Source organism: Streptomyces sp. NBC_01460, from assembly GCF_036227405.1.
Lineage (GTDB): Bacteria > Actinomycetota > Actinomycetes > Streptomycetales > Streptomycetaceae > Streptomyces.
Window position 1 is genome coordinate 8,436,609 of record NZ_CP109473.1, and the last position, 25,717, is coordinate 8,462,325.

At 69.8% G+C, this 25,717-nt stretch carries 25 protein-coding genes and 3 pseudogenes; 16 read left to right on the top strand and 12 right to left on the bottom strand.

The features are described 5' to 3' along the window. Nucleotides 1-177 precede the first annotated feature (177 nt). Both OG488_RS37730 and OG488_RS37735 read left to right on the top strand, forming a co-directional pair. Nucleotides 178-543: a S24/S26 family peptidase gene (locus OG488_RS37730; RefSeq protein ID WP_329237958.1), complete on the top strand. Its 366-nt coding sequence runs from the start codon at nt 178-180 to the stop codon at nt 541-543. Nucleotides 544-731: 188 nt separating this feature from the next. Further along, nucleotides 732-989: pseudogene (locus tag OG488_RS37735) on the top strand (IS630 family transposase); the annotation flags it as partial. A 5-nt stretch (nt 990-994) separates the two neighbouring features. Here the strand turns inward: OG488_RS37735 and OG488_RS37740 are convergent. Continuing rightward, a pseudogene (locus OG488_RS37740) lies at nt 995-1,078 on the bottom strand (IS5/IS1182 family transposase); the annotation flags it as partial. A 103-nt stretch (nt 1,079-1,181) separates the two neighbouring features. Then, nucleotides 1,182-1,709 carry a DUF6584 family protein gene (locus tag OG488_RS37745; protein WP_329237960.1) on the bottom strand — a complete coding sequence of 176 codons (528 nt, stop codon included), beginning with the start codon at nt 1,707-1,709 and terminating at the stop codon, nt 1,182-1,184. 124 nt (nt 1,710-1,833) lie between these two features. On the opposite strand from OG488_RS37745, the pseudogene OG488_RS37750 reads away from it, so the two are divergent. Both OG488_RS37750 and OG488_RS37755 read left to right on the top strand, forming a co-directional pair. Beyond that, nucleotides 1,834-2,192 (top strand): annotated as a pseudogene (locus OG488_RS37750) (transposase); the annotation flags it as partial. Between the two features lie 65 nt (nt 2,193-2,257). Continuing rightward, complete coding sequence (locus OG488_RS37755; RefSeq protein WP_329237963.1) at nt 2,258-2,635, top strand: hypothetical protein; 378 nt, start codon at nt 2,258-2,260, stop codon at nt 2,633-2,635. 10 nt (nt 2,636-2,645) lie between these two features. On the opposite strand, the gene OG488_RS37760 is transcribed toward OG488_RS37755, so the two are convergent. Beyond that, complete coding sequence (locus OG488_RS37760; protein WP_329237966.1) at nt 2,646-2,822, bottom strand: hypothetical protein; 177 nt, start codon at nt 2,820-2,822, stop codon at nt 2,646-2,648. A gap of 734 nt (nt 2,823-3,556) precedes the next feature. On the opposite strand from OG488_RS37760, the gene OG488_RS37765 reads away from it, so the two are divergent. After that, nucleotides 3,557-4,252: a restriction endonuclease gene (locus OG488_RS37765; protein ID WP_443074263.1), complete on the top strand. Its 696-nt coding sequence runs from the start codon at nt 3,557-3,559 to the stop codon at nt 4,250-4,252. Between the two features lie 207 nt (nt 4,253-4,459). Here OG488_RS37765 and OG488_RS37770 read toward each other — a convergent pair whose 3' ends face one another. From OG488_RS37770 to OG488_RS39385, 3 genes are all read right to left on the bottom strand, one after another. Continuing rightward, nucleotides 4,460-7,060 carry a lectin gene (locus OG488_RS37770; RefSeq protein ID WP_329237972.1) on the bottom strand — a complete coding sequence of 867 codons (2,601 nt, stop codon included), beginning with the start codon at nt 7,058-7,060 and terminating at the stop codon, nt 4,460-4,462. Nucleotides 7,061-7,150: 90 nt separating this feature from the next. Further along, entirely contained in the window at nt 7,151-7,423 is a 273-nt protein-coding gene (locus OG488_RS37775; protein WP_329237975.1) for a hypothetical protein, read from the bottom strand. 292 nt (nt 7,424-7,715) lie between these two features. Beyond that, entirely contained in the window at nt 7,716-7,919 is a 204-nt protein-coding gene (locus OG488_RS39385) for a hypothetical protein (RefSeq protein ID WP_406466169.1), read from the bottom strand. Nucleotides 7,920-8,362: 443 nt separating this feature from the next. Between OG488_RS39385 and OG488_RS37785 the strand changes: the two genes are divergently transcribed. After that, nucleotides 8,363-8,731, top strand: a complete 369-nt coding sequence (locus OG488_RS37785) for a hypothetical protein (protein WP_329237977.1) — start codon at nt 8,363-8,365, stop codon at nt 8,729-8,731. 357 nt (nt 8,732-9,088) lie between these two features. On the opposite strand, the gene OG488_RS37790 is transcribed toward OG488_RS37785, so the two are convergent. Beyond that, complete coding sequence (locus OG488_RS37790) at nt 9,089-9,955, bottom strand: sulfotransferase domain-containing protein (protein ID WP_329237980.1); 867 nt, start codon at nt 9,953-9,955, stop codon at nt 9,089-9,091. 370 nt (nt 9,956-10,325) lie between these two features. Here OG488_RS37790 and OG488_RS37795 point away from each other — a divergent pair, with 370 nt between their 5' ends. The 9 genes from OG488_RS37795 to OG488_RS37835 all read left to right on the top strand — a co-directional run bounded on the left by OG488_RS37795 (nt 10,326) and on the right by OG488_RS37835 (nt 18,222). Next, nucleotides 10,326-10,454 (top strand): hypothetical protein, encoded by a 129-nt coding sequence (locus OG488_RS37795; RefSeq protein ID WP_329237983.1) that lies wholly within the window; start codon nt 10,326-10,328, stop codon nt 10,452-10,454. Between the two features lie 106 nt (nt 10,455-10,560). Continuing rightward, a complete protein-coding gene (locus tag OG488_RS37800) occupies nt 10,561-11,565 on the top strand; it encodes an aKG-HExxH-type peptide beta-hydroxylase (protein ID WP_329237986.1) in 1,005 nt (334 codons plus the stop codon). Continuing rightward, nucleotides 11,562-12,818 (top strand): YcaO-like family protein, encoded by a 1,257-nt coding sequence (locus OG488_RS37805; RefSeq protein ID WP_329237989.1) that lies wholly within the window; start codon nt 11,562-11,564, stop codon nt 12,816-12,818. The genes OG488_RS37800 and OG488_RS37805 overlap by 4 nt, the downstream gene beginning before the upstream one ends. Before the next feature lie 85 nt (nt 12,819-12,903). Then, the gene (locus tag OG488_RS37810) at nt 12,904-13,668 is read left to right on the top strand and encodes a class I SAM-dependent DNA methyltransferase (RefSeq protein WP_329237992.1); all 765 of its coding nucleotides are present in this window, start codon (nt 12,904-12,906) and stop codon (nt 13,666-13,668) included. Beyond that, nucleotides 13,665-14,516: a class I SAM-dependent methyltransferase gene (locus tag OG488_RS37815; protein ID WP_329237995.1), complete on the top strand. Its 852-nt coding sequence runs from the start codon at nt 13,665-13,667 to the stop codon at nt 14,514-14,516. Before OG488_RS37810 ends, OG488_RS37815 begins: the two co-directional genes overlap by 4 nt. Nucleotides 14,517-14,547: 31 nt before the next feature. Beyond that, nucleotides 14,548-15,702, top strand: a complete 1,155-nt coding sequence (locus OG488_RS37820) for a glycosyltransferase family 4 protein (protein ID WP_329237998.1) — start codon at nt 14,548-14,550, stop codon at nt 15,700-15,702. Next, entirely contained in the window at nt 15,702-16,727 is a 1,026-nt protein-coding gene (locus OG488_RS37825) for an NAD-dependent epimerase/dehydratase family protein (RefSeq protein WP_329238000.1), read from the top strand. Before OG488_RS37820 ends, OG488_RS37825 begins: the two co-directional genes overlap by 1 nt. Next, the gene (locus tag OG488_RS37830; RefSeq protein WP_329238003.1) at nt 16,724-17,629 is read left to right on the top strand and encodes a phytanoyl-CoA dioxygenase family protein; all 906 of its coding nucleotides are present in this window, start codon (nt 16,724-16,726) and stop codon (nt 17,627-17,629) included. The genes OG488_RS37825 and OG488_RS37830 overlap by 4 nt, the downstream gene beginning before the upstream one ends. Beyond that, nucleotides 17,626-18,222 carry a sulfotransferase family protein gene (locus tag OG488_RS37835; RefSeq protein WP_329238006.1) on the top strand — a complete coding sequence of 199 codons (597 nt, stop codon included), beginning with the start codon at nt 17,626-17,628 and terminating at the stop codon, nt 18,220-18,222. Before OG488_RS37830 ends, OG488_RS37835 begins: the two co-directional genes overlap by 4 nt. A gap of 422 nt (nt 18,223-18,644) precedes the next feature. On the opposite strand, the gene OG488_RS37840 is transcribed toward OG488_RS37835, so the two are convergent. From OG488_RS37840 to OG488_RS37860, 5 genes are all read right to left on the bottom strand, one after another. Next, nucleotides 18,645-19,010: a nuclear transport factor 2 family protein gene (locus tag OG488_RS37840; protein ID WP_329238009.1), complete on the bottom strand. Its 366-nt coding sequence runs from the start codon at nt 19,008-19,010 to the stop codon at nt 18,645-18,647. Between the two features lie 263 nt (nt 19,011-19,273). Further along, nucleotides 19,274-19,945 carry a hypothetical protein gene (locus OG488_RS37845; protein WP_329238012.1) on the bottom strand — a complete coding sequence of 224 codons (672 nt, stop codon included), beginning with the start codon at nt 19,943-19,945 and terminating at the stop codon, nt 19,274-19,276. A gap of 456 nt (nt 19,946-20,401) precedes the next feature. Further along, nucleotides 20,402-20,749, bottom strand: a complete 348-nt coding sequence (locus OG488_RS37850) for a DUF1330 domain-containing protein (RefSeq protein ID WP_329238014.1) — start codon at nt 20,747-20,749, stop codon at nt 20,402-20,404. Between the two features lie 278 nt (nt 20,750-21,027). Then, a complete protein-coding gene (locus OG488_RS37855) occupies nt 21,028-21,906 on the bottom strand; it encodes an alpha/beta fold hydrolase (protein WP_329238017.1) in 879 nt (292 codons plus the stop codon). A gap of 3 nt (nt 21,907-21,909) precedes the next feature. Beyond that, on the bottom strand, nt 21,910-24,576 hold the full coding sequence (locus OG488_RS37860; protein WP_329238020.1) for a helix-turn-helix transcriptional regulator: 2,667 nt from the start codon (nt 24,574-24,576) through the stop codon (nt 21,910-21,912). A 521-nt stretch (nt 24,577-25,097) separates the two neighbouring features. On the opposite strand from OG488_RS37860, the gene OG488_RS37865 reads away from it, so the two are divergent. Beyond that, nucleotides 25,098-25,487 carry a peptidoglycan-binding domain-containing protein gene (locus tag OG488_RS37865; protein ID WP_329238024.1) on the top strand — a complete coding sequence of 130 codons (390 nt, stop codon included), beginning with the start codon at nt 25,098-25,100 and terminating at the stop codon, nt 25,485-25,487. Nucleotides 25,488-25,717 lie beyond the last annotated feature (230 nt).

Sequence of the window (25,717 nt, forward strand, 5' to 3'; positions counted from 1 at the left end):
GAAACGTGCTGAGAGCCGGAGTGGTCCCACCCCGGGACCACGCGGTGGCGGAGCCGCATCCGCACCCTCGCGCCGCAGTACGGTAAGCAGTGCCGCAGATGGCAACGTTCGCCTCGCCTGTGGACACGGAGAAGTAAATCGGTGGGGTGATGCAGGAGAATCTGCCACGATCACCGGATGGGTGCATTGGACACAGTGGCAGGCAGGGTTGCTGACGGCGCCACCGTGGCGTTCCGGCCCAGTGGCTCCTCCATGGTCCCGCTGATACGCAGTCGGCAGCAAGTGGTCGTTGCTCCGGTCGACCCGTCGAAGCTGGAGGTCGGGGACATCGTCCTCGCTCGTGTCGCCGGGACGGTCTACTTGCACTTGGTGTCGTCCGTGGACCCGGCCAGGAAACGGGTGCAGATCAGCAATAACCGAGGCCACATCAATGGCTGGACCAGCCACGATCGTGTCTTCGGTATCTGTGTGGCCGTCGACGGTGTCACACGGTCCGGGGTCGAAGGCAAGACGCTCGCGGCCGACTCCAACGATTCCTCCTGAACCTGACCCTCCAGCGGCATCGGGGCCGTCGGCCATGCGGGTGGCAGAACGAGTGCGCGTTCGCGAGATCGATGACGACGAGGGCCGGCGGCTACTGCGGACAGTCCGCAGGGGCACGGGCTCCGTGGTGACCTGGCGGCGCGCGCACATGGTGCTGCTGTCTGCTCAGGGGCATGCCGGTCGTGCATACCACGAAGAAGTGCCAACGCGTCGGTACATGGGCGGCGGCGAACAACGTCGAGATGGCCTGCACGCCGACGAACAGCTCCTGGCTCAACCGCATCGAGGCCCAGTTCACCGCCCTGCGCTATCTCACCCTCGACGGCACGGACCACGCCGACCACAAAGAGCAGAGCAGTATGGACCGCCGCTACATCATCTGGCGAAACCGCTACGCCGACGACCAGCGCCTACGCGCCGTCGTCGACAGGGCCGACGTTGCCTGATACGGCACCAGCTTACCGGACGGGCGAGGGCTCAGCCCGGAGAAAGGGGCTGTCCAGAACGGTTCGGAAGCCGTGGACACACCCGACACCGGGAGATCATTTCACCCGTCACCGGGCGTCCCCGTTCACGGCAGCTCCGGACGCTATCACCGAACCCTGAGCGACGTTCCTCACAGGCTCCGGTGACCTGAGTCAGTCGAAGAGGGCAACGAGTCCGTTCACCCAGATCCCGAGGAACACAAGGGCCGCCGCCAGACAGCCGACGCCCGCCAGCACACCGCCGACCGTCCACGGCTCGGAGGGCGCCTCGTACCGCCCTTCCAGGTCGTCCCCGTAGGAGGTGGGGTCGTCCCAGTCGACGGGGTGTCCCAGCTTTTCGGCGCAGGCGGTCCGCACGGCGACCAGCTGTCCCTCCGAGAAGGCGGTGGCGGCCTTCGTCTCGAGGCCGTGCCAGGCGAGGGCCTTCATCCGCCACCCGGGAGACCTGTATCGCGCCTCGAAGGCGGCGGTCTCGTCGGCGTTCCGGTCCTCTTCGAGGTACATCCAGCGTCCAGCCTCGGCGGCGTCGCCGTAGAGCCGGTACACCCCGGCCAGACGACGGCGGAGTGTCAGGTCGTGCGGGAAGGACGAGATGAGACCGCGCAGGCGCTGGCGCGCGACGGGAACCCGGCCGGCGGCCAGGTCTGCATCGACTCGGGCGAGTGTCTCTCTCAGGGGCATGAACGCATGATCGTGTACCGCACTGACCTACGTCGAACTGGTTTTGTCGCTCAGCGCCCGCTCGCTCTCAACGGCATCGGCTGAACCTCACTGAGACGGCACACCGTCAGTTACGGGACGGAACTCCGCCGCTCACACCCACGAGCGTCTGGGACTTGAACCCCTGGTAGGCGGGATTCTGCCGATCCGATCCCGCCGAGACCCCCAGCGGCATCGGCCCGTCAAGCTCCATGTGGACAAGGCCTACGACTACGGCCACCTGCTGCATCGGCTCCGATCTGGCCATCCGTTCCGCGCATTGCCCGCAGGGGCATCGAGTCGTCGGCCCTGCTGGGGCAGCACCGGTGGACCATTGAACGGACCGTGAGCTGGCTGGGCGGATTCCGCCGTCTGCAGCGGCGCCACGAACGCAGACCCGAGCACTTCCTCGCTTTCGCCGGAATCGCAGCAGCCCTCATCTGCTGTCGACAGCTCCCCACCTGAGGCTACGGGAATCTTGCTCTCTGACCGTACTGGTCAGCGAAGTCGTGATCGGAGAGGCTGAGGGCATGCTGCTGCCGCTCACCCATCGGAAGACCGAACTCATCGAGGTCATCCGCATCACCGATCCTGCGAGGCACCTCGGTTCGGAAGACCTGGCGGGCGACACCGCCGCGCTCTGGGAGGGCGACCAAGCCCAGCAGGCCCTGTCTCTGATCGCCGAACTACCAGGCAGTGAGCTGACCCGTTGTTTCCTCCCGGGCTGGGGAATCCGGGCGTACATCGCCACCGATCAGCTCTTCGAGATCGCGTTCTGCTTCCGCTGTCACGGTGCCCGCATATGGGGGCCGGGCCTGTCTGTCGAACACCGAGGCCAGAGCTTCGACGCGGAGAGCCCTGCCGCACTTGAGCTGCTGCGCAGATTTCGCTCCTGCCTGCCGGATTGAAGTCCAGGTCTCACAGGCCACTTGTGGCCGACCAGCCCGCCATGATCACACCACCGCAACGTCGTCTGTAGAAGGGGTCCTCGAAGCCCGTTGCGGAGGATCCCTTCGGCTCCGCCTGCGCTGCGAGCCGCGTGGAGATCAGCCGGTTGGCAGGATCATCGACCATGTCACCGTCGATCTCGTACACCCAGCCCCCTGGATTGGCCCTGGCCTCATCGACCAGTCCTGGCGGGGGTACCCGCTGCCGGGTGGGCTTCCTGCTGAACCAACCCATGCTGTATGGCCTCCCTCAATCCTGAAGAGCGATAGTAGGCGTCGCTGGTGATCCAAACGAGAGGGTCCGAGCGACCGCCCCACACACACTCACACTCCCTTCGGCTCTTGCCGGCATCCCGGACCAGCCTGGGGCTTTCCCATGTCTGCGCACCGCATGCCGGTCGGTGGATCCCCCTGTGGTCTCGTTCAGGCCGTATGACCAGAAGTGATCTTCCGGTGACGGATTGTCAGTGGTGGCTGCTTTGATGGAACCGGCTGCCCAAGGGGGCGCGGCTGGTCGGGGAGGGGGTTCGTCGTGCCGTGGGTGAGACCGTACGTGCGCAGGGACGGAACGAGGGTGAAGGGCTATTCCCGGTGGGCCGCGGGGGGCCGCCGGGAGATGTCCGTGGTGGTCATGGTCGGGCTTGCGGTTGTCGTGCTCGGTAATCCATCGACTTCGGCCGACAGCCAGGACAAGGCCCCCCGACCGGGGTCGAAGGCGGTGTACCCGGTCGAGTTCCCAGGGACGCAGAAGTCGACGACCCGCCCGAGGCCTCGGCCCACGGTCTCGTACCCGATCAGGTTCCCCGGGACGCGGAAAGCCCCGGCGCGGCCGGCGCCGCGGTCCACGGTGACGTATCCGATTCCGTGGGATCGGAGTGGGCGGTGAACGCCCGCCGGCCCCTCCGGCGACGTGGACGTCCTCAGTTGCGTCAGCGTAAGCAGGCTTACACCGTCGGCGAGGTGCTCGTCGGCGCCGTCGTCATCGTGTGGGTGGTCTCCGGGCTGATGGACTGGCTCGCCGCTCACCCCTGGGTCCTTCTTCTTGTCCTGCTGACGGCTGCAGGCGGAGCTTTCCTCTGGTTCCGCATCCGCGTTCAGAAGGAGCGGCAACGGCAGGCGCGGATGAGAACCCTGCGTTATCCGATGGCGCGTCTGGACCAGCTGCATCACAGACAGTTCGAGCACGCGATACGTGACCTCATGCTTCGCGACGGCTGCCCGGATGCCGTCCAGGTCGGCGGCGCCGGCGACAACGGCGCGGACGTCAAGGCCACCGACCCCTACGGCCGCCGCTGGGTCATCCAGTGCAAACACCGCCGCGCCGGCCTCGCAGGAGCAGCCGTCGGAACACCGGACCTGCACGTCCTGAACGGCACCGGACGCCCCGTACACAAGGGCGACGTCATCGTGCTGGTCACCAACGGCCGCTTCACCAGGCCGGCCGCCGACTTCGCCAGGTCCCAGCGCTTGCACCTGGTCGACCGGCACACGTTGGCTGCATGGGCCGCAGGCTCACGTCCGCTCTGGGAGCTCCTGCGAGCAGTGCCTCCTCCCCGCAGGCCCACCCCGCTCTCGTGAGGATCCACTCTCCCAGCCGGTGCTGTGCGAGCCGACTCGCACAGCACCTGGCCCAAGCAGGATGAACAGACACGGAACAGCGAACTGGACGAGGGCGCGGGTCGCGGCGAACCTACACCGTTCACCCGGTCGCCATCGCCCTATCGGTGGCACCGATCGGAGGGGCCCATGGCCTCACCGGTTCAGCACCGGCGAGGCCATGGGGAATCAGGAAGGCAGCGTCCACTGTTGGGCCGCAGTGGTGTTGCAGTCGAAGATCTGGAGCTGGGTGCCGTCGCGGTCACTGGACTCCGGGACGTCGAGGCAGCGGCCGGACCGCGGATTCACCAGCGCCTTGGTGGAGGTGTTGTAGACCCACTTCTGGTTGGTGCCCCCATTGCAGTTCCAGAGTGCCACCAGGCTGTGGTTCTCGGTACCGCCACCGGTGATGTCCGCACACTTGCCGAGGGCCTGCAGACTGCCGTCGGCCGCCAGGGCGAACTGCTGAGCGGTGGAGTCGTTGCACGACCAGATCTGGATCCTCGTTCCGTCGGCAGCGGAACCATGGTCGATGTCCAGGCACTTTCCGGCGAGGCCGGACCTCACCGGACCGGTGGGCAGCGGCTGCGGACCCGGCGGCTTGGGGCCGTCGTTGCCACCGTAGGACGGGGGAGCGGAGGACGGAGCAGTAGCCCAACCGGTGTTCGCGCCGGTGCCCAGGTCGAGGCTCAGGGTTCCACCGTTGGCCACGAAGGACGGAGGAAGGTAGGCGTTGTTCCAGTTCGAGCCGTTGAGGGTGGCACTCTGGACGTAGGGCGCGTTGGTCGCGGCCTTCGGGGCGTTGACGACCATCTTGTTGCCGTTGCCGAGGGTGACTGTGACATTGCTGAACAGCGGGCTGCCCAGAGCCAGGTCGGCGGTCCCGGGCGTCTGGGGGTAGAAGCCCATGGCGGACCAGACGTACCAAGCGCTCATCGTGCCGAGATCGTCATTTCCCACACCCCAGTTGGCGGGCGAGTTCGTCCACAGCTCGTTCTGGACCTGGCGGACGATCCGCTGGGTCTTCCAGGGCTGCCCGATGTAGTCGTACTCCCAGGGCAGTTCGATGGACGGTTCGTTACGCATATCGGCGTGCGAGCCGCCGGCCCCGCGAATATCGGACAACACGTTGTCCAGGTACGTACCCAGCTTCGCATTGCCGCCCATGGCGTCGGCCAGGCCGCGGACGTCGTGAGGGACCGCGCCCGTGTACTGCCACGAGGTGCCTTCGACGAACTGGTCACTACTGGTAGGGCTGAAGCCCGGCCGCCAGGAGCCGTTCGCCAGCTTCGGCTGCATGAATCCGCTCGCGGGGTTGAAGACGTTGCGCCAGTCCTGTGCCCGGTTGGCGAACTGGTCCCGTGTGGTCGTGTCGCCCAGGGCGCCGGCGAACGCCGACGTCGCGAAGTCCTGAGCGCTGTACTCCAGCAGGGTCGCCACCGAACCGTAGAAGTCGCGGGGATACGTACCGTCTGCGGGCAGGTACCCGTGCTTGGTCTGGAGGTCGAGCCCCATCCGGATGGGGTTCGAGGTCGTGCCCTGCCTGACCATCGCGTTCTTGGCCGCCGCCGTGTCGAAGTTCCGCGCGCCGAAGGCGTGGTAGTCCGCGATGATGGCTGGACCGGGGTCACCGTTCATGACCTGGGTCTCGGCCGAGTTCAGCGACCACTTGGGCAGGAATCCACCCTGTGCGTAGTCGTTCACCAGGGACTGGGCGCTGTCGCTCGCCTGTTGGGGCGCGACCAGCGCGTGAAGTTGTGCCTGGGTCCGGTAGATGTCCCAACCGGAGAAGGTGCCGTACTGCGCCTTCTGGTTGCCGCTTACGGTGTGGACCTTCTTGTCGAAGCCCCAGTACCTGCCGTCGCTGTCGCTGAGCAGGTTGGGATGCAGCAGGGAGTGGTACAGGGCGGTGTAGAACACCTTCTGCTGGTCCGCGGTCCCGCCTGTGATCGCGACCTTTCCCAGCACGTCGTTCCACGACGCGTGGGTTGCGCTGCGGGTGGCGTCGAAATTCCACCCGGGGTTCTCGTCCGTCCGGTTCCCCTTCGCCCCGTTGACCGAGACGTAGGACAGGCCGACCTTCGCGTGGACCACCCGGTTGCTCGTCGTGTCGAACGTGACCGAGTTCCCGCCGTTGAACGTCCCGTTTCCGCTCATCGGCCGGTCGAAGACCATGTTGAAGTGGACGGTGTAGGTCGGACTGGACGCACAGAAGAAGCCATTGGTGAGCGACCCGCTGACCTCGGTGCTGCTCACCCGGTCGAAGTGGATGTCGCTGCCCTTGCCCGACCCCATCTTGAACAGCAGGTTCGCCTGTGTGGTGGAGGGGAACGTGAAGCGCGCCATGCCGGAGCGGAGTGTGGCCGTCAACTCGGTCTTGACGCCGTTGTCGAGTGCGACCGAGTACGCTCCCGCGTTCGCCGTTTCGTTGGCGTGCGAGAAGCCCACCGTCGCATTGCCGTCGATGGCGCCCGTGGTGGGGAGGATCGGGATGTCACCGAGGGCACCACATCCCGGGCCGGACAGATGGTTCAGGCTGAAGCCTGTGACAACGTTGTCGGAGTAGGCGTAGAAGCCACCGGGAGGGCGCGACGGCGTGTCGGGGCTCCACTGCACCATCCCGAACGGGGCGTCGGCACCGGGGAAGGTGTTGCCTTCGTTCGAGGTGCCCAGAAGTGGGTTGACCAACGATGCCGGGTCGGACACGGGCGCTGCCTCGGCGATGGCAGCCGGTGCGGTCAACCCGAGAAGCATGAGGCAGAACGTCAGAGGGATGCGCCATCGTTTCATCGTCGCGGCTCCAATGATCGTGGGGAGGTGGGGCGCCCGAAGTTCCGGCCCGGGCAAGAGTGTGAGGCCGGCGACCGACAGCCGTTCGTGTCAGCCGGGCGCCATGGGGTAGGGCGGTCCGACGTTCAGTTGGTGCGAGGCGGGCACGGAATCGTGCGGTAGCTGCCCCACTCCGGCCGGCGCGGGGCTGCGGATGCCGGAGAAGGAGTCGAACTGTTCCGGGGAGGCGCGTCCGGGTGCCGTCCACAGGGTCGGACGAGGCACGCCGACCTCCGGCGTTGTCGCTTCGACCTTCTCGCCGAGGTCGGCGGCCACGCCGCTGGCGCGTCCGCCGCTGTCGTCGGTTCGGAGCTTCGCGAGCATGAGGAACCGACCGGCAGGCCGGCCGTTCCGTGTTCGAGAGCGTGCCCCTCCTTCCGGCAGCGACAACGGCACAGCTGAACCTGGCCCCTTGAAAGCAACCACATCAGACCGTCCTCTCGCGGAGCCTGTCAATAAGCCCGGCAGCACGACGTCCAGTTGGCCGGTACGGCCCCATGCGTTGACGCGGCCATGATGTGTGGCTACTTTCGGAGAGCGCTCTCCTGTAGTCGGCAGTGCGCCCTCATCGTGGAACCAAGATGTTTCGGGAGTGTTCCCATGAAGCCAGTTCACTCTACGGTCGGAGGCTCTCCGCTTGGAGCTGACAACGTTGTCTGCTGTTGCCGGTGTGTGGCCAGGACAGGCTGGTCATCTGGTCCCTGGCCGTCCGCTCGGCGATCTCGTTGCCGATCGAGGGCAGCCGCAGCTGGCGGCAGGCGGTGTCCATCGCGGCATCGGCGGCCTGCTCGGTCGAGCCTCGCCGGCGGGGCAGGGTCACTGGGCTCTCGCTTCGTGATGGTCGCTGAGGCTGGTGCGGCGACGTCGGAGGAGTTGGTTGCGGGATCACCAGCGGTCCGGTGTCCGGCGGGAGGTGCGCGAGGCGCCACTCGTGCTGCGGCGTGACAGTTGCCGCGTCTCGCTGGGAAGCTCCGGGAGGGCCCTGGCTCACGGCAGTGGAGGGTCGGTCAGTCGTTGCCCGGCTGTGCCCGATCCGGCCTGGCGTGGGGATCGGTCGGACGCGCGCGTCTCGTCGCAGGGCCCCCTGAAGTAATTTCTGTCATACCGGAGTTGCGGACTTCAGGGGTCCCGGACGCCGGAATTCAGGAGCGGCAGCAGGGACGGGCCGAGCGGCGCCGCAGTCCGAGTGGTCGATGCTGTCGGTAGCGTGGGGCCGTCGGCCGGGCAGGTGGCCGTCCGCTCAGACCATGGAGGATGGCCGGAATGTCCACTGTTCCTCTCGAGGTGGCTGCCTTTGTCACTCAGGCATCACGCCTGACGTCGGCGGTGCTCGACGAGATCCGGAGCGCGACTGCCCTGGCAGTGGCGTCGGACCTCTACGATCCCTCCACCGTGCCGACCCTGTCCGCATCGGAGTTCAGCACGCTGAGGAAGCAGGTGCGTGATGCCTTTGCCGCGCGTGCGGAGGAGCTGCGCAGCGGACGCCCGGGAGGGCTGCGCGCAGCCATCTCCTGTACGACGCTCACCGCGCAGGCGATCTGGAGACGCGACACCCTGACCCCCGAGCAGTACGTCTCACTCACCGAGGTGTTCGTGGCCCACGGGGTCACTCTGCCGGGGCGGGACCTGTGAGCCCATGGGGGAGGGCCGCCTGTCAGGGGACAGTAACCGTGCGAGGGCGAGGCCTGGTTGGCCGATGGGTGGCAGCCCTCCGTCTTGCGGGCAGGAGTGTGGTGGTGAGGACGAACGCCCACGATTCCTTCTCCACCGCTGAGCGATCTCAGCGAGCTGCACCGCGCCCGTCCCCTTGAGGCGGATCGCAACGATGGCGTGGGGGCCATGGCGAGGCGGTGCCGCATCGTGCGGGCTCGTCGGCAGCCCCATGGGGATGGTGGGGCCGGCCGGCGGCCGACATGGTTGTCGTGGTTCGTGCCCTGCTTCCTGTTGAGGAGCATCCGCTCGCGGGCAGCCACTGCGGCTGAGGAGAGGTCAGCTCGGTCGTCGCCCTTCGGCCGGCCGGAGGGGTGGCCAACCGTCCGCGGCGCGTGCCAGGGGCTGCCATGGAGGGGCCAGTACGTCCCGGACCAGGCCGTCGATGTAGTCGACCTGCTCCGTGGTCAGGTAGCCCCGGTATCCGCCGACGACACCGCGGCGCGTCTTGTAGGACTCCGGGTCGCCGGGGACGGACGGCCGCAGCTTCTCCGAGCGCAGTGCGTCATCGCGTTCCATGGCCCGCATCGAGTCGAAACTGGCGTACTCCGCCGCCACCCGTAGCGTTGCCGGTTCCTTGGCGTCGGGCAGCCCGCAGAAGTCCAGGATGCGGGCGAGCTCGCCGGTGGTGTCCGCGCTCAGACGTTCGTAGGAGGAGATCAGAAAGGCCGCCGGTGTGTTCTGCTGGGACTGCCAGATGTTCCAGAATTCCAGACACGTGCGTACGCTGCCGATGTCCTCGGATATGAACTCGCCGAGGGTCCCGGTGTAGGGATTTCCCTCCCGCCGTGTGCGCTGGAAATAGTGAGAGACAGCCACGTCCCGGATGTCCCGTACCAGAAGTACGACCTTGCGGTCGCGGTAGAACCCTTTGTCCGACGACAGGTCGCCGGGCGCCCTCCACGCCACACGGTCGTCGTGCCAGAAGACGATCCGGGGGACACCGGGGTCGGTCGCAGTGAAATGTGTCAGATCCAGGTCCCGGCACAGCTCCATCGGAAGCCGGCGGCTCTCGGAGATGGCGCGGGCCAGCAGGACCCGCAGCCAGGTGCGGCCGCATTTGGGGAACGAGATGACGTAGATCTCCCCGTCCGTATCGACTGTTGGAGAACTCCGCGGTGTCGGTGCCGTGTTGTGAGGAGTCACAGCTCGGCATTGTCTCCGCCCACACCGCCGGGTGGCAACAGGGCCGCGGACGGCTGGGGCGGCATCGGTGTCCACGCTGCCGCGGACCGACTTCCCCTCGTGCGTGACACGACGAATTCCCATGGTGACGATCAGGACAGCTTTGTACGGCGGATTACGTGGGGGAGGGCTATCGCGGCCCCCGGCGCACGCCTCAGCCGTGCGTCCCCGTCACATCCACCACATTCGTGGATGATTTTCCGACAGACTTCGGCACTATTCTGCGCGCCGGTGTGTGGATCGGGAACTTTTTAACGGTGGCGCTTTCGCTGCAGCTTCCCGAATCCCTCTCCTTCGACGCGGTGTTCGTTGGGTACCTCCTGTCCGACCGGTGGCGAGAGCCGCCCGTCACCACGATGAACCCATCGAAGGAGACCCCATGGAGCAGCCGGAGATCGAACAGGTCACCGAGGAACTGCCGGAGTTCGGCCTGATGATCGACATCCCGAGCGAGGACTGAGGCGCTCGACTCGTCCGCAGGACAGCGCCTGGGTGCGTGGCGGTCCGTCCGCCACGCACCTCCCTCCCCATGCACTCCCCGACCGAACGATGACGGAGGCCGGAACGTGCTCGTGACCCCTGACACCGCGGCCGCCCGCCGTGCCGAGGACGCCCTCTGGTGCGCCACCGACGCGGTCCTGCGCAGAACAGGAGCGGGTGAGGTCACACCGCCGCGGCACCCGGCCCGCAAGGCCGCCGCACATCAGGCCCGCACGGAACCGCTGCCCCTGACCGGGCCACCGGACCGCGAGGGCCCGGTCGGCGACGGTCCGCGAACCGTCCCGCTGCCGCGTCCGGCCGCCGGCCGCTGGGCGGTCGACCTCGCAGCCCCGGCACCCCACCTCGACGCTGCCGTCGGCCGGGCGCTCGCCTCGATCCCGCAGGGCCGCGGGACCACGACGGACACGGAGGGGCCGGGCGTCGTCCTACGAGCCTGGAAGGCCGAGGAAGCCACGGTACTGGGGGAGACAGCCGAGCGGCTGGACCAGGTATGGCCGGCGATGCTGGCCGAACTGCGTGAGGGGGTACGCCAGATCGCCCTGCTGTGCGGACGCGCCATCGACGGCTTCACCGACTTCACCACGCATGGCGCCGTGTTCGTGAACGCGGCCCGGCTGACCGTGGGGCGCACCGGTCTGCCCGGCTGGGTCCGGCTGGCGGATGCCCTGGTCCACGAAGGTACCCACACACGGTGCAACGCCGCCGCCTTCAGCACCCCGTTCCTCATGGCTGCCACAGGGCCCGGAACTTCGGTCATGACCCCGCTGCGGCCGGATCCCCGACCGCTGGCCGGGCTCTTCCAGCAGACCGTCGTCCTGGTGCGCCAGACGGTCCTGTACCGGCTGATCCACCAGGAGGCGCCACTGTCGGACCCGCAGCGGGAAGCCGTGGCCGCCCGCCGGGCCCGCTTGATGGAGCAAGCGTCACAGGGCCTCGACACGCTCGGCCGTCACCGCGTCACCCTCACCCCCGTTGGTGAGGCCGTCCGTATCGAGGCGGCCGGCCTGCTGGCGGAGGAGGACGCGCGGGAAGGAACGCGCCCCGGGCGACTGCCGGGAGGGCATGCGTGAGCGTCTCCACATCGAGGGCGTGGGCCCCGGAAGTCTTCGCTCCGTGGCCGCACACCCCCGGTGCGCTGCTGGCCCGCGTCGCCGCCCGGTCGACCGCCTTCGACGCGACCGGTGCCGGAGGCGGCGCCTCGGTCCTGATCGGCAGCGCCGCGGGAGTGGACACCACTGACGTCGGCCGGCGCGCACGTGGCGAACTGATGGAGCGCATGGGCAACGTGCTCGCCGGACGGACCGCTGAAGCCGAGGCCGGGGCGAGAGCCGGAGCGGGCCGCCCCCGCCCGCCGGCGTCGAGCGTCGGTCCCGTCCGGACATGCGACTGGTTCACGCTGCGCCGCGACGGCGTCCCCGCCGTCGATCCCGGCGACCCCGCCACCGGCCCCGTCGACGCGGCACACCGCGGTACCCCGGCACGCGAGGTACGGCAACTCTGGTGCCCCGGCCGGGTAACGGAATCAGGTGAGGACGTCTGGGTGCCTGCGGGCGCCGCGTTCCTGCAGCACCGCCCGCCACCCGGCTGCGCGGCGACCCATCGGGCGGGATCGACCGGCGTCGCCGCCCACGGGGGCCCGGACGCTGCGGCGGAGCACGCCGCCTGGGAGATCCTGGAGCGCGATCTGGTCCGCCGCAGCTGGTGCGACCCGGTCCGCCATCCCCCCGTGCCGTTCGACGCCCGCGGCGCGCTGCCGTCCGGTGCCGGCGAACTGCGGGACCTGCTCGACCGCGAGAGCCTGAGGGCCACCGCGCTCGCCCTTCCGTCCCCGTCAGGGGCCGAGGCCGTCGCAGTCTCCGTGCACGGGGCGGATCGCGCACATCAGACGTTCGGTGCCGGCTGCGGCCCCGCACACGACTTTCCGCGGACGGTGGCACGAGCCTGCTGGGAGGCGCTCATGGTCCGCTGGAGCATGTCCGCACCGGTCGCGGTCCGCGCCTGGGACCGTCTCTCCCGCACCGGTATCCCACGCACCGGGCTGGACCACGCCCTGTGGACGTTCCACGCCCAGGACGCGCTGAAGCACTGGATCGGACCGGCCACCTCCCTCCGCGACCCGCCTCGACCAGCCCCGTGCACCATCCGGGACGCGAGCCCGCTCGCCGTGCTGGCCGCGCACACCGGTCGCGAGGTGATCGCCGTCGACCGCTGCGCGGGCCCTCCGGCGGACGAAGGCCTGGCCGTCGTCCGGCTGATCGCCCCGGGAGCATCACCCCTGCCGGCCCGCCCCGTACCCGGTGTACCTCCACACCCGTTCGGCTGATCCCCGGCACGGCGCCTGCGGAACAGCTCTGCCGCGTCCCCGCCCGACCGCGAACACTCTGCCCACTCCTGCACCGGAGGATTCCATGTCCGCGCTCCCGCACGACGCGACAGCGCCACCGCGCTACGCCGCACTGTTCGCCGACCGGTACGACGAATGGTTCGCCGCGTCGACCACCGACTCCACCGTCGGCTTCCTGGCGGCCCTCGCCAAGGAGGGCCCGCCCGGCCCGCTGCTCGAACTGGGCAGTGGAACCGGCAGAGTGGTCCTGCCGCTGGCCGCGCTGGGCCTGACCGTCGAGGGGCTCGACGCCTCCCCCGAGATGACGGCACAACTGCACGCGAAGCCCGGCGGCGGCATGCTCAGAGTGACGCTCGGCGACTTCTCGGCGCCCCCCGGCCCTGAGGACACCGGAAGATACGCGCTCGTCTACGCGGCCGGGGGCACTTTCGCCGAACTCGACACCCAGGAGGCCCAGCGCCGCTGTCTCACCTCGGTCGCCCGGCGGCTGAGGCCCGGCGGACGGTTCGTGCTCGACGCGCATCTGCCGGAGGCGCTCGCCACTCTCGGCAGCGGCACCCAGCCGGTGGACACCCCCGGTGGGGGCTTCGTCCTCCGCACCCGCACGCTGCACCCGGCCCGCCAGCAGTACACCTCCGACTACGCGGTGCTCGACGGCGGCCGGATGCGCCACGTACGCGTCTCCTTCCGCTACTTCACCCCCGGCGAACTCGACCTGATGGCGGAGGCGTCGGGCCTGCGGCTCGTACGGCGTACCGGCGGCTGGTCCGGACGGCCGCTGACCGACGCCTGCACCCACCACGTCTCCGTGTACGAGCTTCCCGCATGACCGCCGCGAACGCGTCGCGCGACCCCGGGCGCTACATCGCGGACAACCACCGGCTCTGGCAGCAGTGGGTTCCGCTCAAGGCAGCCTCCGACGACTACGACCTGGACGGCTTCCGCAGGGGCGGCAACCGGATGCGCCCACTGGAGCGGGACGAGGTGGGCCCCGTCGACGGCCGGTCCCTGCTCCACCTCCAGAGCCACGTGGGCCTCGACACCCTGTCCTGGGCCCGCCTCGGCGCCCGCGTCACCGGGGTGGACTTCTCCTCCCACGCCGTGGAGATCGCCACCGGCCTGGCCGCCGACGTCGCGCCGGACGCCCGTTTCGTCGAAGCCGACGTCCTCACCCTGCCCGACGTCCTCACCGGCAGCTACGACATCGTCTACACCTCCAACGGGGTCCTGGGCTGGCTGCCCGACCTGCGCACCTGGGCCCGTGTCGTCGCGCACTTCCTGGTCCCCGGAGGCTTCCTCTACCTCTTCGAGTTCCATCCGTCCGCCTGGATGCTCGACACCGACACCGAAGACCCCGAACTGCGTCTCCGCTACTCGTACTTCGGTGAACCCGCCCCGCTGTCCTTCGAGTACCGGAGCCCCACCTCCGTACCCGAGGCCCGCATCCCGGACGTCGAGTACGTCTGGGGACACACCATGGGCGATCTGATCACCGCCCTCGCCGATGCGGGGCTGCGCGTGGACTTCCTGCACGAATGGCCTTTCGTGGGATGGCGTCTGCTGCCCTTCATGGAACGCGACCGGGACGGCTGGTGGAGGCTGCCCGGCACACTCCCCGCGATGCCGCTGTCGTTCTCCCTGCGCGCCTCCAAGCCCGCCGGCTCCGCCCGCCCGTGACACCGCCACCCACCGCCCGGAGGTCCGTCGCATGCGCATCGCCTACCTGCACTCCGGCAGCATCCCGTCGGTGTACGCCAACGGCGTCCACGTCATGCGCATGTGCGACGCGCTGGCCGACGCCGGCCACGACGTGCGCCTCTACGCCCTGCGCGGCGAGATGACCAACGACGACGCCCACGCCTACTACGGCACCCGCAACCGATTCCCCGTGCGCACCTTCCCGATGCCCCGGCTGCCGTTGCTCGGCCCCTGGCTGCGCGCGTGGAAGGTGCGCCGCGCGGTCCGCCGTGACGGAGTGCCGGACGTCGTGTACGGCCGCGACCTGCGCGCACTCCTGGCTGCCGGCGGCCTGGCACCGAGCGTCTACGAGACCCACCTCCTGTGGGACAGCCGCCTGGAACGGGCGGTCGAGCGCCTGCTCCTGCGCAGCCGGTCACTGCGCGGTGTCGTGTTCGTCTCGCAGGCACTCGCCGACGACTACGCGCGCGCGTTTCCCGTGTTCCGCACCTCCGACGGACCGGTGCGGATCACCGCCTCCGACTGCGCCGATCCGCCCCCACCCGGACCGGCCACCGAACTCCCAGGGAGGCCGGGCGCCCTCAGGATCGGCTACGTCGGCCACCTGTACCCGGGCCGGGGTACCGACATCATCCTCGCGCTCGCCGACCGGATACCGGAGGCCGACTTCCACGTCGTCGGCGGCACCGAAGCCGATCTGAAGTACTGGAGACAACGCGCCGACCAACCCCACCTGTACTTCCACGGCCACCGTCCGCCCGCCGGCCTCCACCCGTACTACCGGGCGTTCGACATCGTGCTGGCCCCCTACCAACAGCGCGTGGCCTGCGCGCAAGGCATCGGGGATATCAGCCGATGGGTCTCGCCCATGAAGCTGTTCGAATACATGTCCCACGGGCTGCCCGTCGTGGCCTCCGACCTGCCCGTACTGCGTGAAGTCATGACCGACGGCGTCAACTGCCTTCTCGTACCCCCCGACGACGTCGACGGCTGGGAACAGGCCATCCGACGGCTCGCCACCGACCCGGACCTGCGGACCGCGCTGGGGGCAACGGCCCGCGACCAGCTACTGACCACGTACACCTGGCGGCATCGCGCCGACCGTGTGCTGGCACCGTTCGCCGTGCCGCGCCCCGCCCCCCTCGCCCGTCCTGGGAAGCGCTGATGCGCGCGGTGGTCACCGGCGCGGCCGGTTTCATCGGTTCGCATCTGTGCGAGCACCTTCTCGCGGCGGGCGACGAGGTCGTGGGCGTCGACAGCCTCACCGAGCACTACGACCCCGCGGTCAAACGCCGCAACCTGGCCACCGCACTGACGAACCCTCGCTTCACCTTCCACCACGAGGACCTGCTGAGCACCGACCCGGCCCATCTGATCACCGGTGCGGACGTCGTGTACCACCTGGCCGGCCAGCCAGGCGTCCGGCCGTCCTGGGGGGCCCATTTCGCCCTCTACAGCGACCGCAACGTGCTCGCCACGCAGCGCCTGCTGGAGGCCGCGCGCGCCAGGCCGCCCGCCAAGTTCGTCTACGCCTCCAGCTCCTCGGTGTACGGAAACGCGCTGGGGCGCCCCACCCCGGAGACCACCCACCCGCAGCCGGTCTCCCCGTACGGCGTCACCAAACTCGCCGGCGAGCACCTCTGCGAGCTGTACCGCACGGTGCACGGACTGCCCACGGTCGCGCTACGCCTGTTCACGGTCTACGGGCCGCGGCAGCGCCCCGACATGGCACTGGCACGCCTGCTCGCCGCGGCGAGCGGAGGACCTGCGTTCCGCCTCTACGGCGACGGCGAGCAGACCCGCGACTTCACGTACGTCACCGACGTCGTGACGGCCATGCGCGCCGCGGCCCGCAGCCCGTTCACCGGCGTCGCCAACATCGGTGGCGGCAGCCCCGTCTCCATGAACACGGCCGTCGCCGCCTTCGCACGCCTCGTCGGACCGGTGCTGTTGACCCGTCACCCGGCCGTCCCGGGCGACGCCCGCCACACAGGCGCGGACATCGGCCGTGCCCGCGCCGCCTTCGGATTCCGGCCCCGCACCGAGCTCGCGGAAGGCCTGACGGCCATGGCGCGGGAGGCCGACCCGCCCTCCGCCCCGCCGCTCGGCCGCACCGGCGTCCCAGTGGCCGCAGCACCCGCAGCCCCGCCGGACAGGCGCCGTCGTGCGCGGACAGGAGACGACCGGTGAACACGCCTTCCCCCCGTTCCTCCCGCGCCACCCCCGCCCGGGCCGCCACGCTGCTCCGGGTGGAACCCACCCCCGCAGGGTTCCCCGTCGCGCTGCGCCGCGTACTCGCCGGGGACCTCGTCGTCCTTTCCCACGGGCTCCGCCACCTCGGCCATCTACCGGACATCGAACGGCTCGCCCGCGCCGCGGTCGCCCACCGGCTGCCCGGCAGCCCCGCCGTGGACGCGCCCCTCCACGAGCTGCACCGGTACGCCGACACCCGCGCCGTCGAGGCGATCCGTACCGACCTCGAAACCCGGCTGCGCCCGGTGGGGCGACGTGTCCTGCACGACATGACCACAGCCCTCACCCCGCGTGAGCCCCGCCTCTACCTCAGCGAGCACCTCGGCATCCGCATCATGCCGCCGCTCGGCACGGTCACCGACCGCCACGAGCTGCGTTCCCTGGACGGATTCCTGACACCTCGGGACGCGCACGTCGACTCCTGGTTCAACACCGCCCTGAATTCCGTCAACCTCTGGATGGCCGTCACCCCCGTACGCCGCGGCAACGGCCTGGTCCTCTACCCGGACGTGTTCCGCAGCCCCCTGCGCCACGACGGGCACACACTGCTTCCCGGTCAGGACACCGGCGACCCGGTCGACCTGACCCTCGACCCCGGCGACATCCTCCTCTTCGCCGGCGACCACCTGCACGCCTCGCAGCCCAACACCACGGACCAGACCCGTTTCGTCGTGACCAAACGCTTCTCGGCAGGCCCCCCGCGCTACCCTCGCCGGGCCACCGGATGGGTCCCGTACCTCGACCAGCGGCTGCTCGGCACGCGCCTGTCCCCACTGGCCCCGCTGCGTTCCCGGCTGACGCCCGCCGGACTCCGGCACGCGCTGCGAGGCCACCGGTGAACGCGGGGGAGACACCCTGCGGCAAGGTCTTCGGTATCGGCCTCTCACGCACCGGCACCCAGTCGCTGACCGCCGCTCTGCGCACCCTGGGCTACGACATCGTGCACTACCCGGCGGACGAGGACACGTACCGGACGCTGCTGCGCGGAGACGCCCGCTTCCCGCTGCTCGCCCATCACGACGGGATCACCGACATCACGACCGTTCCCTACGTCGCCCAACTCGACCGGATGTGGCCGGACGCCAAGTTCATTCTCACCATCCGCGACGAGGACCTGTGGCTGCGGTCCTGCGCCCGCCACTGGGACCGCCCTCCCCACCACAAGACCGAGTACGGGGAGCTCTACCCCGAGCTGCAGCTCTTCCTACGGGCAGCGGTCTACGGCTGCCACTCGTTCGACGAAGACCGCTTCCGGCACGTCCATCGCCGACATCTGGCCGAGGTCCGTGCCCTGTTCAGCGGCCGTCCGGACTCCTTGCTGATCCTCGACCCGTCCCTTCCCGCCCCCTACGCCCGACTGGCGACCTTCCTGGGCCGCCCGGCCCCGGACGCCCCGTATCCGCATGAGGGCTGCTGGCCGCCCGCCGCTTAGCGTGTGCCTGCCTCGGCCGAACGACGAGCCCGGTCCGGCAGCCGCACCGTGCGGCCGAGGAGCCGGAGCCGGCCAAGGCGCATCACCGTCCTTGCGTCCAGGGGGAGTCGGCGGAATCCGGTGCTGACCTGCAACCGTGCGGCCTGCGGTACGCGGCCTGCACAGGCCGCGAGCCGGAGAAACCCGGCGCGTGTCGTGCACCGCTTCCCGCTGTCATGGTCTGCAGCGCGAAGCTCGTAGCACCGATCCGCCCTGCCCCGTCGGCGCTGCGGCGGAGGGGAGGGCAGCAGAGCGGTCGGCTCCGGCGAGGGCGGCAGACGCCCCGTACGAGGAGGCACGTGTCATTGCGCCTGGCAGCTGTCCGTCACACCTCATCGCACCGGCTGCCCTCGGCCTCGCTCTCACCTCCGATCCCGCCGTGCTCAGCCGGTCGACGTGCCCTGATGGAAGTACATGCGCCAGCCTGTCTCCGTCAGACGCCACAAAGAGCTCCGCCATGCCCGACGGCCCTGGTTGTCGGAGAAGTACTTCAGATGAACAACCCCCGGAGCCAGGACGACTCCAGACATTTCGCTGACCTCCACCGGAGACTCCGCGGACACGGAGCCGCCACTCGTCACCGTGAGAACGGTCCCCACATCCCACCGGCGCCCGGAAGCCCCGATCTCGGTCCACTCCGGATCCAGGAGCTCGAGAACACGGTCCGGCGAAGCCCGTACCTCGGGATCGAGAAGCCGCATCTCCCCGTCAATGGCCGCTTGCACGGCCCGCTCACTCTCATCCGTCATGCTGGAACCCTACGGACGCCGCTTGTCGGGGCCCAGCGAATTGATCAGTACCCTTCCTGTGGTTGTGCACGCGGCGTGCTGCCGGACGCCGAACGGCGGCTGCTGATGTCGTCGTGAACGGGCGCACGCCCACCCACGCAGCTTCCTGCGAACAGTGTGCTCGGCGCTGAACTGGGCGTGGCCAGTCCTGCCTGACAGGTACTCAGTCTTGCCGTGACCATGGCCACCTGGCGCAGCAGGCCGCGCAGCGGCGTGGCTGATGCTCAGGACGCGGCGGGTGCGTCGACCGGAACGGCGTTCTTGAAGTCGGTGAACGTGATCGTCGCTTCGATGTCGGGGTCGGACGCGAAGTGGATCTTCTGACGTACGCGCACGACTCGGCCCTCGTTGTCGACCCACGCGTCTGCGTCGATTGCGGTGGCGGGTCGCAGGTTGCGCCCGACGGCCCTGTCCACCGATTCGATGTCCTTCGGGGTGAGGCGGGCCGATACGCGCATGGGTTCGCCGTCCTGCTGCACGGAGGCACCGTGACCGAGCATGAGTCGCACGTACTGCGGGAGCCGGTCCGTGGGTACACCCCCCTTTGCCGCCGACGCGGGGAACTCCTGCCACGGTCCGTGAGTTCCGGTGGCGCGCCGGTACACCTTCTGATTGGTGATCACGACGTCCTCGGTGTACTGCTCGGTCGTCTCCGTCGTGCGCCCGGTGAACGGCGCGTTGAGGTTGACCCGCCCCTCCATGAGCTGGAGGCGCCGGGGCCCCGACTTCGTGACAGCCCTCAGCGCGGCCGAGTAGGGGGCATCGCCGGCTGCGGCCAGCCGATCGCGCGCCGCCTGCGGGTCGCCCTTCGGTGATGCGGGCTGGCTCGCGGAGCATGCGGAGAGCATCAGCCCCAAGAGCACCAGAGTCAGGGGTGCTGTCCGGCGATGAGACACAGGTGGATCCTCCGAAAACCGAGCCCGAGCGGGAAACACCCGGGCCGCAGGTGGGTGGTGACCTCATCCTGTCCGCCCCCGGAGATCGGACGGCGTTCGGGGGGAGGCGGCGTGATCAAGAGTGCGTCAGACAGTTACCGAACTGCCTTCTCCGCCCACACAACCCTCCGGCCTTCGTCCGCCGCCCTCGAAGTGCCCGTCCAACGCTTACGAGAGGCCGTACGCGCTGGGGGAGGACCTCGCGCCGGACCGGGGTGGGCCCAGGGATATCGCGGTCATCAGCACCACCCCCACCGTCCACGCCTCGCACCCACCCACGCGCCGGCAGCTGCCATCTCCTCGTTCCCGCCGGAGCTGCTCCTGCCCCCACCCCGCGACGTGTCGATGGTGAGGCCGCACGCGTGCGAGCGTGTCTGTGAGGCCACGGAGAGAAGGCCCCGGGGCCCGGGCCCGGGCTCAATCGGCAGGCAGGGCCTCCCGCATGGCTTTCGCGGTGGAAGTCGGGTCGTAGTCCTTCGGGACACCTTCGACCAGGATGATGTCGCCCTCGATGTGCCGTGAGCGCAGCGGTGCGATCTCCTGGTAGGCGGGGGAGTCCCACCAGGCGCGCGCCTCCTCGACCCCGGGGAAGCCGATCAGCACGGCGTGCCCGGGCCAGTTGCCCTCCTTCACCTCGTGCTGCGTGGCGTGCACGAGGAAGTGGCCGCCGTACGGCTCGAAGGTGGCGGGTATGCGCTCGATGTACTCGATGATCTCCGGGTGTGGAGCGGCCTCTTGCAGGTGAGCTATGGCATAGGCGGTCATGACGTCCTTCCGGTCGGTAGGGATGCATACGCAGGTGATCGTGGCATCCAGGTGCGCCGGGGTCGATGACCTGGCAGGTCACCGACCCCTGTCCGCAGCGCGAACCCGTCGCTACGGCCGGCAGCGTGCCGCAGACTCCTGGGCCCCGGCGCCGCCCTGCGTGGCCGCGGCCTTCGTCGTGCAGGACATACCCGTATGCCTCTCGCCTCGGACGGAGCCGGAGGCATATGGTCCGCCACTCCGATGGCGAGAGCCCAGGGATTCTGCAACACCTCTCCTCACTCGGCCGTGTGCGTGAGGATCGCGTCGGCCAGCTCCTGGTGGGTCTCCAGCGGCAGCGTGTGCCCCATGCCCGCCACGGTCATCAGCCGCGCCCCCGGGATCTGCTCGGCGATGATCGCGCCGTGCCCCGGTTTCACCGGCTCGTGGCTGCCCTCGATGACCAGCGTGGGAGCCTGGACCCGGTGCAGCTCATCCACCGGCTCGAAGTCGGGGCCGGCCCCTGCGGCCAGACGGTGGTTGGCCGCCGCCGACAGGTCGCGGGCCCGGCCGTGGACGCGTTCCTGCAGTCGGCGCGCCGCGTCCTCGTCGAAAGGCAGACCGGTGCCGTGCAACACGCGCTGCTCGGCGATCATGCTGTCGATCAGGGCGCGGTGGTCCTGGTCGGGCGGGGCGGCCATCAGCGCACGGAAGAATTCCACGAACTCCGGCTCCGGCTCCGGCAGGCTGCCCTGGGGCTGCGGCTGACCCATCAGTGCCCGCAGGAGCACCTGGCCCTCGCCGCCACCGAGCGGCGAGGAGGCGATGACGGTCAGCGACCGCACCCGCTCCGGCGCCTCCACGGCGATGAGCTGGCCGAGCAGCCCGCCCGCCGAGTGGCCCACCAGATGGGCGCTGTCCAGGCCGTGGGCCGCCAGTACACGGTAGACATCGTTCTTGATGTCGTCCCAGGTGTACGGATCGGTCGCGAAGTCGACGGTGCCCGACATGCCGGTGTCACGGTGGTCGTACCGGATCACCCGGCGGCCTCCGGCGGCCAGTCGGCCGACGAACTCGTCGGGCCACAGGATGCCCTGCGACATCGAACCCATGATCAACAGGATCGGCGCGTCCGTCTCGGCGCCGAACTCTTCACTCCAGATGGTCACGTTTGGCATGCCTCAAAGCATGTCCTCCGCGGCTGCGGGTGCCTTCCGTAGAACTACTAGCCGCGCCAGATCCGTACGCGAGCTGATGCCCAGCTTCGGATAGACCTTGTACAGGTGGTACTCGACCGTGCGCGGGCTCAGGAAGAGCTGGCCGGCGATCTCCTTGCTCGACAACCCGTCGGCGACCAGGCCCGCGATGCGCAGTTCCTGCGGGGTCAGCGCTTCGAGCACGCTGGAGGGCGGGGCGCCGGCGTTCTCGCCCGCCGCCCGCAGCTCCTCCTGCGCGCGCCGCGCCCACGGGTGGGCACCGGCCTGCTCGAAAATCTCCCACGCCATCCGCAGATGCGCCCGCGCCGGACCTGGCCGCTGCGCGCGGCGCAGACGCTCACCCAGCAGCAGGGCCGTCCTGGCCGCCTCGAACGGGTTCGTGTGCAGCCTCAGCGCCTCGTCGAAGGCCTCCTCGGCCGATTCGGCCAGGCCTCGGCAGCGGGCCAGCAACGCGCGCGACTCGGACGTCGTGGCGTTCTCGGCCGATCGCTCGTAGGCCGCAAGCGCCTCGCGGGCACCGGCCTCGTCGCCCGCGCCCACCGCCGCCTCCACCCTGTCCGGCATCGTCCGCCAGGCCACGGTCGGATGCCCTGCACCCGGCCCCGCCACCGCGATCGCCCGGAAACGGTCGTACGCCGCCGCGTAGCGGCCCAGGCACAGGTCAAGCGTTGCCAACGCGTACGCGGCCACCCCCGCGTGCAGTCCTACCCGATGGGGCAGCGCGATGGCCAGCGCCTCGCGGGCCAGCCGTTCGCAGGGCTCCTCCTTGCCGCGCAGAGCCGCCAGGACCGCCAGATTGGCCAGGTGCGCGGCCACCGTGTTCTCGTACCCGGCCTCCCGCGCCAGCGCCAGGCCCTCCTCGGAGACGGATTGGCTGCGTGCGAGCCGCCCGGCGAGGCGCTCGGCGGTCGCCACGAACTGCAGTACGACGGGCAGCTGCCCGGTCATCCCCGACACCCTGGCCACTCGCCCGGCCCGCTCGGCCATCTCGGTCGCCACATCCGACTCGCCCAGAGCGCTGGCCGCTGCCGTCGCCCACAGGTAGCCCGCCGCATCCTCCAGCTCGCCCGCCCGCGCCAGTGCCCGCCGCAGCAAGCCCGGCCCGGCGGCATCGCCGTTCAGAGTCAGCCCGATCCCGGCGACCGCGTCCCGCAAGAATCCCTCGGGGTGCGCCGCCGCCCGTCGGCCGAGCTCGACCATGGCCCTCGTGTCGCCGACGTACGAGGCCGCCTCCACGGCGTCGGCCAGCATGTCCAGACTGTCGCCCGCCGCGAGGATCCGCACGGCCTCGGCCGCGTTGCCCGAGTTCAGCTCGAACCGCCCCCTGAGCTGAGCGTTCTCCATCACGAGCGTGATGTCCCCGTTGGCCCCTTCGCGCGCCTCGGCCAGCAGCGATTCGGCCTGTCCCGGCCGGCCGGCGAGCCAGGCCGCCACGGCGGCGTCCTTGAGCCGGACGGCCCGGACGTGCGGCTCGGGGGTCAGCTCGGCGGCCCTGGTCAGGGCGCTGGCGGCGGCGCCGTACCCGCCGCGGTCGCGAGCCCGCTCGGCGGCCTCCGCCAGCGCGAGGGCGACCGGCTCGGCCTGGCTGAGAGCCGCTCCGGCCAGGTGCCAGGCCCTACGGTCGCCCGCGGTCAGCTCCGCCAGGACAGCGTGCACATGGCGGACCTCGGCGGGGGCGGCTGCCTCGTGGATCGCGGATCGCATGAGCGGGTGACGGAAGCGCACGCGGGTGCCTGACACCTCGGCCAGCCCGCTCTCCTCCAACTCGGCGAAGGCGACCGCCCCCGATCCCGCCCCCATCCGCTCGGCGGCACTCAGGACCACCTCAAGGTCGGTGTCGACGGCGGCGAGCAGGGCGACCAGCCGGGCGGGGGCCGACAACCGCCTCACCCGGTCGCCGAAGAGCCGGGCGCCACCGGGCAGCGGGTCGGGCAGCGGTTCGCGGCCGGCGAGTTGCGGGGGCGCCAGCAGCGCGGCGATCTCGTTCAGGGCCAGGGGGTTCGCCCCTGTCAGCGTGATGAGTTCCCGTGTCACCGGGGCAGCCAGCCGCCCGTGCCGGGACTCCAACAAGGCTGTTGCGGCGTCCTCCGGCAGGCCGCCCACGTCCACGGTCGACGACAGGCCTTTGACAGGAGCGTCGCCGCGGACGCCGAACAAGAGCGCGATCCGTTCGGCATCCAGCCGCCTGGCGGCGAACAGCAACGCATCGGCCGACGCACGGTCGGCCCATTGGAAGTCGTCGACCACGCAGATCAGGCCCTCCGGGCCGGCGGCCTCGACCAGCAACGACAGTACGCCGGCGCCCAGGAGAAATTGGTCGCCCGCGGCGCCGGCGGCGTGCCCCAAGGCCGCCCGCACGGCGTCGCGCTGCGGACCGGGCAGAGCGTCGAGCAATCCGGTCACCGGCCGCAGCAGTTGGTGCAGCGCCGCGAACGCCAGGTCGGACTCGGACTCGACGCCGCTGGTCCGCAGCACCTTCATCGCCTCACCCCGCGCGGCCATCGCGTCGAGCAGAGCGGTCTTGCCCGCGCCGGCCTCACCCAGGAGCACCACCGCCCCGCCGCAGCCACGGCGGGCCTGTGCGATCACCTCGTCGAGCGCGCTGATTTCCGCAGATCTTCCGTAAAGCACAGAAGCCCACTCTAAAGGGGGGCGGCTACCCCCTTGCCGGCGGTCTTCCCGGCGAGGACTCTCACGTATTCGAAGCGGGGCGGTGTGTGCCGGTGTCGCGCCGGTCCGCGCTGTTGTGGCCCAGGTGAAGATGTAGTCAGCGGCGACGGGCGACCCTGGGTGCCTCCGGCCGCGAGGTCTTGGACGCCGGCGAGGCGCGGGATCTTCACGGGTGCGGTGCGGTGCGGTGGGTGAGTGAGACAGCCCGGTTGAACGTCTCAGCCGCGTCCAGGGCGCGCAGTACGGGGCGAGTGTCGACGCCGAGGATCTCGCCGACTTCGATTCGCCACCGTACGCAACATGTCGGCTGCGCTGCGCGACATGCTCACTGCTGTCGAACAGTCCTTTTCCGACGTGCTCGTGACGCTATCGCCGAACGCGCCTGTGAACCACGGGACTCTTTCTGCCCGTTCAGGCACACACGCCTCGCTCGCCCCTCGATAGTGGGTGGCGTATCGACCATCGATCGAAAGGAGCCGCTCATGCGGTGGGGAAAGACGGTAGTGACACTCGGGCTGGTCGGGATGCTCTCCGTACCAGCGGTCGGCGTCTCGACGGCCGCACCCGCAGCGCCCGCAGCGTCCCAGGCTTCGGCCGCTGTGTCCTGCAGGCTCTTGGACTTCATCGGGTACTACTGCGGCTACCACCTCAGTAACACCCGTGCGGACCGCGGCAACTCGGGTGCGAAGGTCCAGGAGCTCCAGGCACTGCTGATCTTCAAAGGCTTCTCCGTAGGCTCCACCGGCGTGGACGGTCAGTTCGGCTCCGCCACAGAATCCGCGGTGAAGCGTTTTCAGAGTTCCAGAGGGATCACGGCCGACGGCATAGTCGGGCCGACCACCTGGCACTACCTTCGTACCCCCGGCCTGTAACCGGACCCAGGGCAGCCAGGCCTCTTGCGCCTGGCTGCCCTGACGGCCAAAGGCCGAGCCGAGACGTAGCAGGAGGCTTCGGCAGCAGCAGCAGCAGCCGACGTGGCGTGCGATCGAGCGTGACGACGACGCGGTGGAGTTGGGGGAAGCCCTTGCGGGGACGGCAGTGTCCGGCTGATACGACGAGCGGGGGTGAAGGACCGGGCTGTACAACCCTTGCTCGAAGTGGG

Coding starts and splice junctions, on each gene's coding strand:
- OG488_RS37730 (WP_329237958.1), top strand. CDS start 178: ATGGGTGCATTGGACACAGTGGCAGGCAGGGTTGCTGACGGCGCCACC.
- OG488_RS37855 (WP_329238017.1), bottom strand. CDS start 21,906: ATGCCAAACGTGACCATCTGGAGTGAAGAGTTCGGCGCCGAGACGGAC.
- OG488_RS37865 (WP_329238024.1), top strand. CDS start 25,098: ATGCGGTGGGGAAAGACGGTAGTGACACTCGGGCTGGTCGGGATGCTC.
- OG488_RS37820 (WP_329237998.1), top strand. CDS start 14,548: ATGCGCATCGCCTACCTGCACTCCGGCAGCATCCCGTCGGTGTACGCC.
- OG488_RS37850 (WP_329238014.1), bottom strand. CDS start 20,749: ATGACCGCCTATGCCATAGCTCACCTGCAAGAGGCCGCTCCACACCCG.
- OG488_RS37775 (WP_329237975.1), bottom strand. CDS start 7,423: ATGCTCGCGAAGCTCCGAACCGACGACAGCGGCGGACGCGCCAGCGGC.
- OG488_RS37770 (WP_329237972.1), bottom strand. CDS start 7,060: ATGAAACGATGGCGCATCCCTCTGACGTTCTGCCTCATGCTTCTCGGG.
- OG488_RS37785 (WP_329237977.1), top strand. CDS start 8,363: ATGTCCACTGTTCCTCTCGAGGTGGCTGCCTTTGTCACTCAGGCATCA.
- OG488_RS37815 (WP_329237995.1), top strand. CDS start 13,665: ATGACCGCCGCGAACGCGTCGCGCGACCCCGGGCGCTACATCGCGGAC.
- OG488_RS37755 (WP_329237963.1), top strand. CDS start 2,258: ATGCTGCTGCCGCTCACCCATCGGAAGACCGAACTCATCGAGGTCATC.
- OG488_RS37825 (WP_329238000.1), top strand. CDS start 15,702: ATGCGCGCGGTGGTCACCGGCGCGGCCGGTTTCATCGGTTCGCATCTG.
- OG488_RS37840 (WP_329238009.1), bottom strand. CDS start 19,010: ATGACGGATGAGAGTGAGCGGGCCGTGCAAGCGGCCATTGACGGGGAG.
- OG488_RS37810 (WP_329237992.1), top strand. CDS start 12,904: ATGTCCGCGCTCCCGCACGACGCGACAGCGCCACCGCGCTACGCCGCA.
- OG488_RS37745 (WP_329237960.1), bottom strand. CDS start 1,709: ATGCCCCTGAGAGAGACACTCGCCCGAGTCGATGCAGACCTGGCCGCC.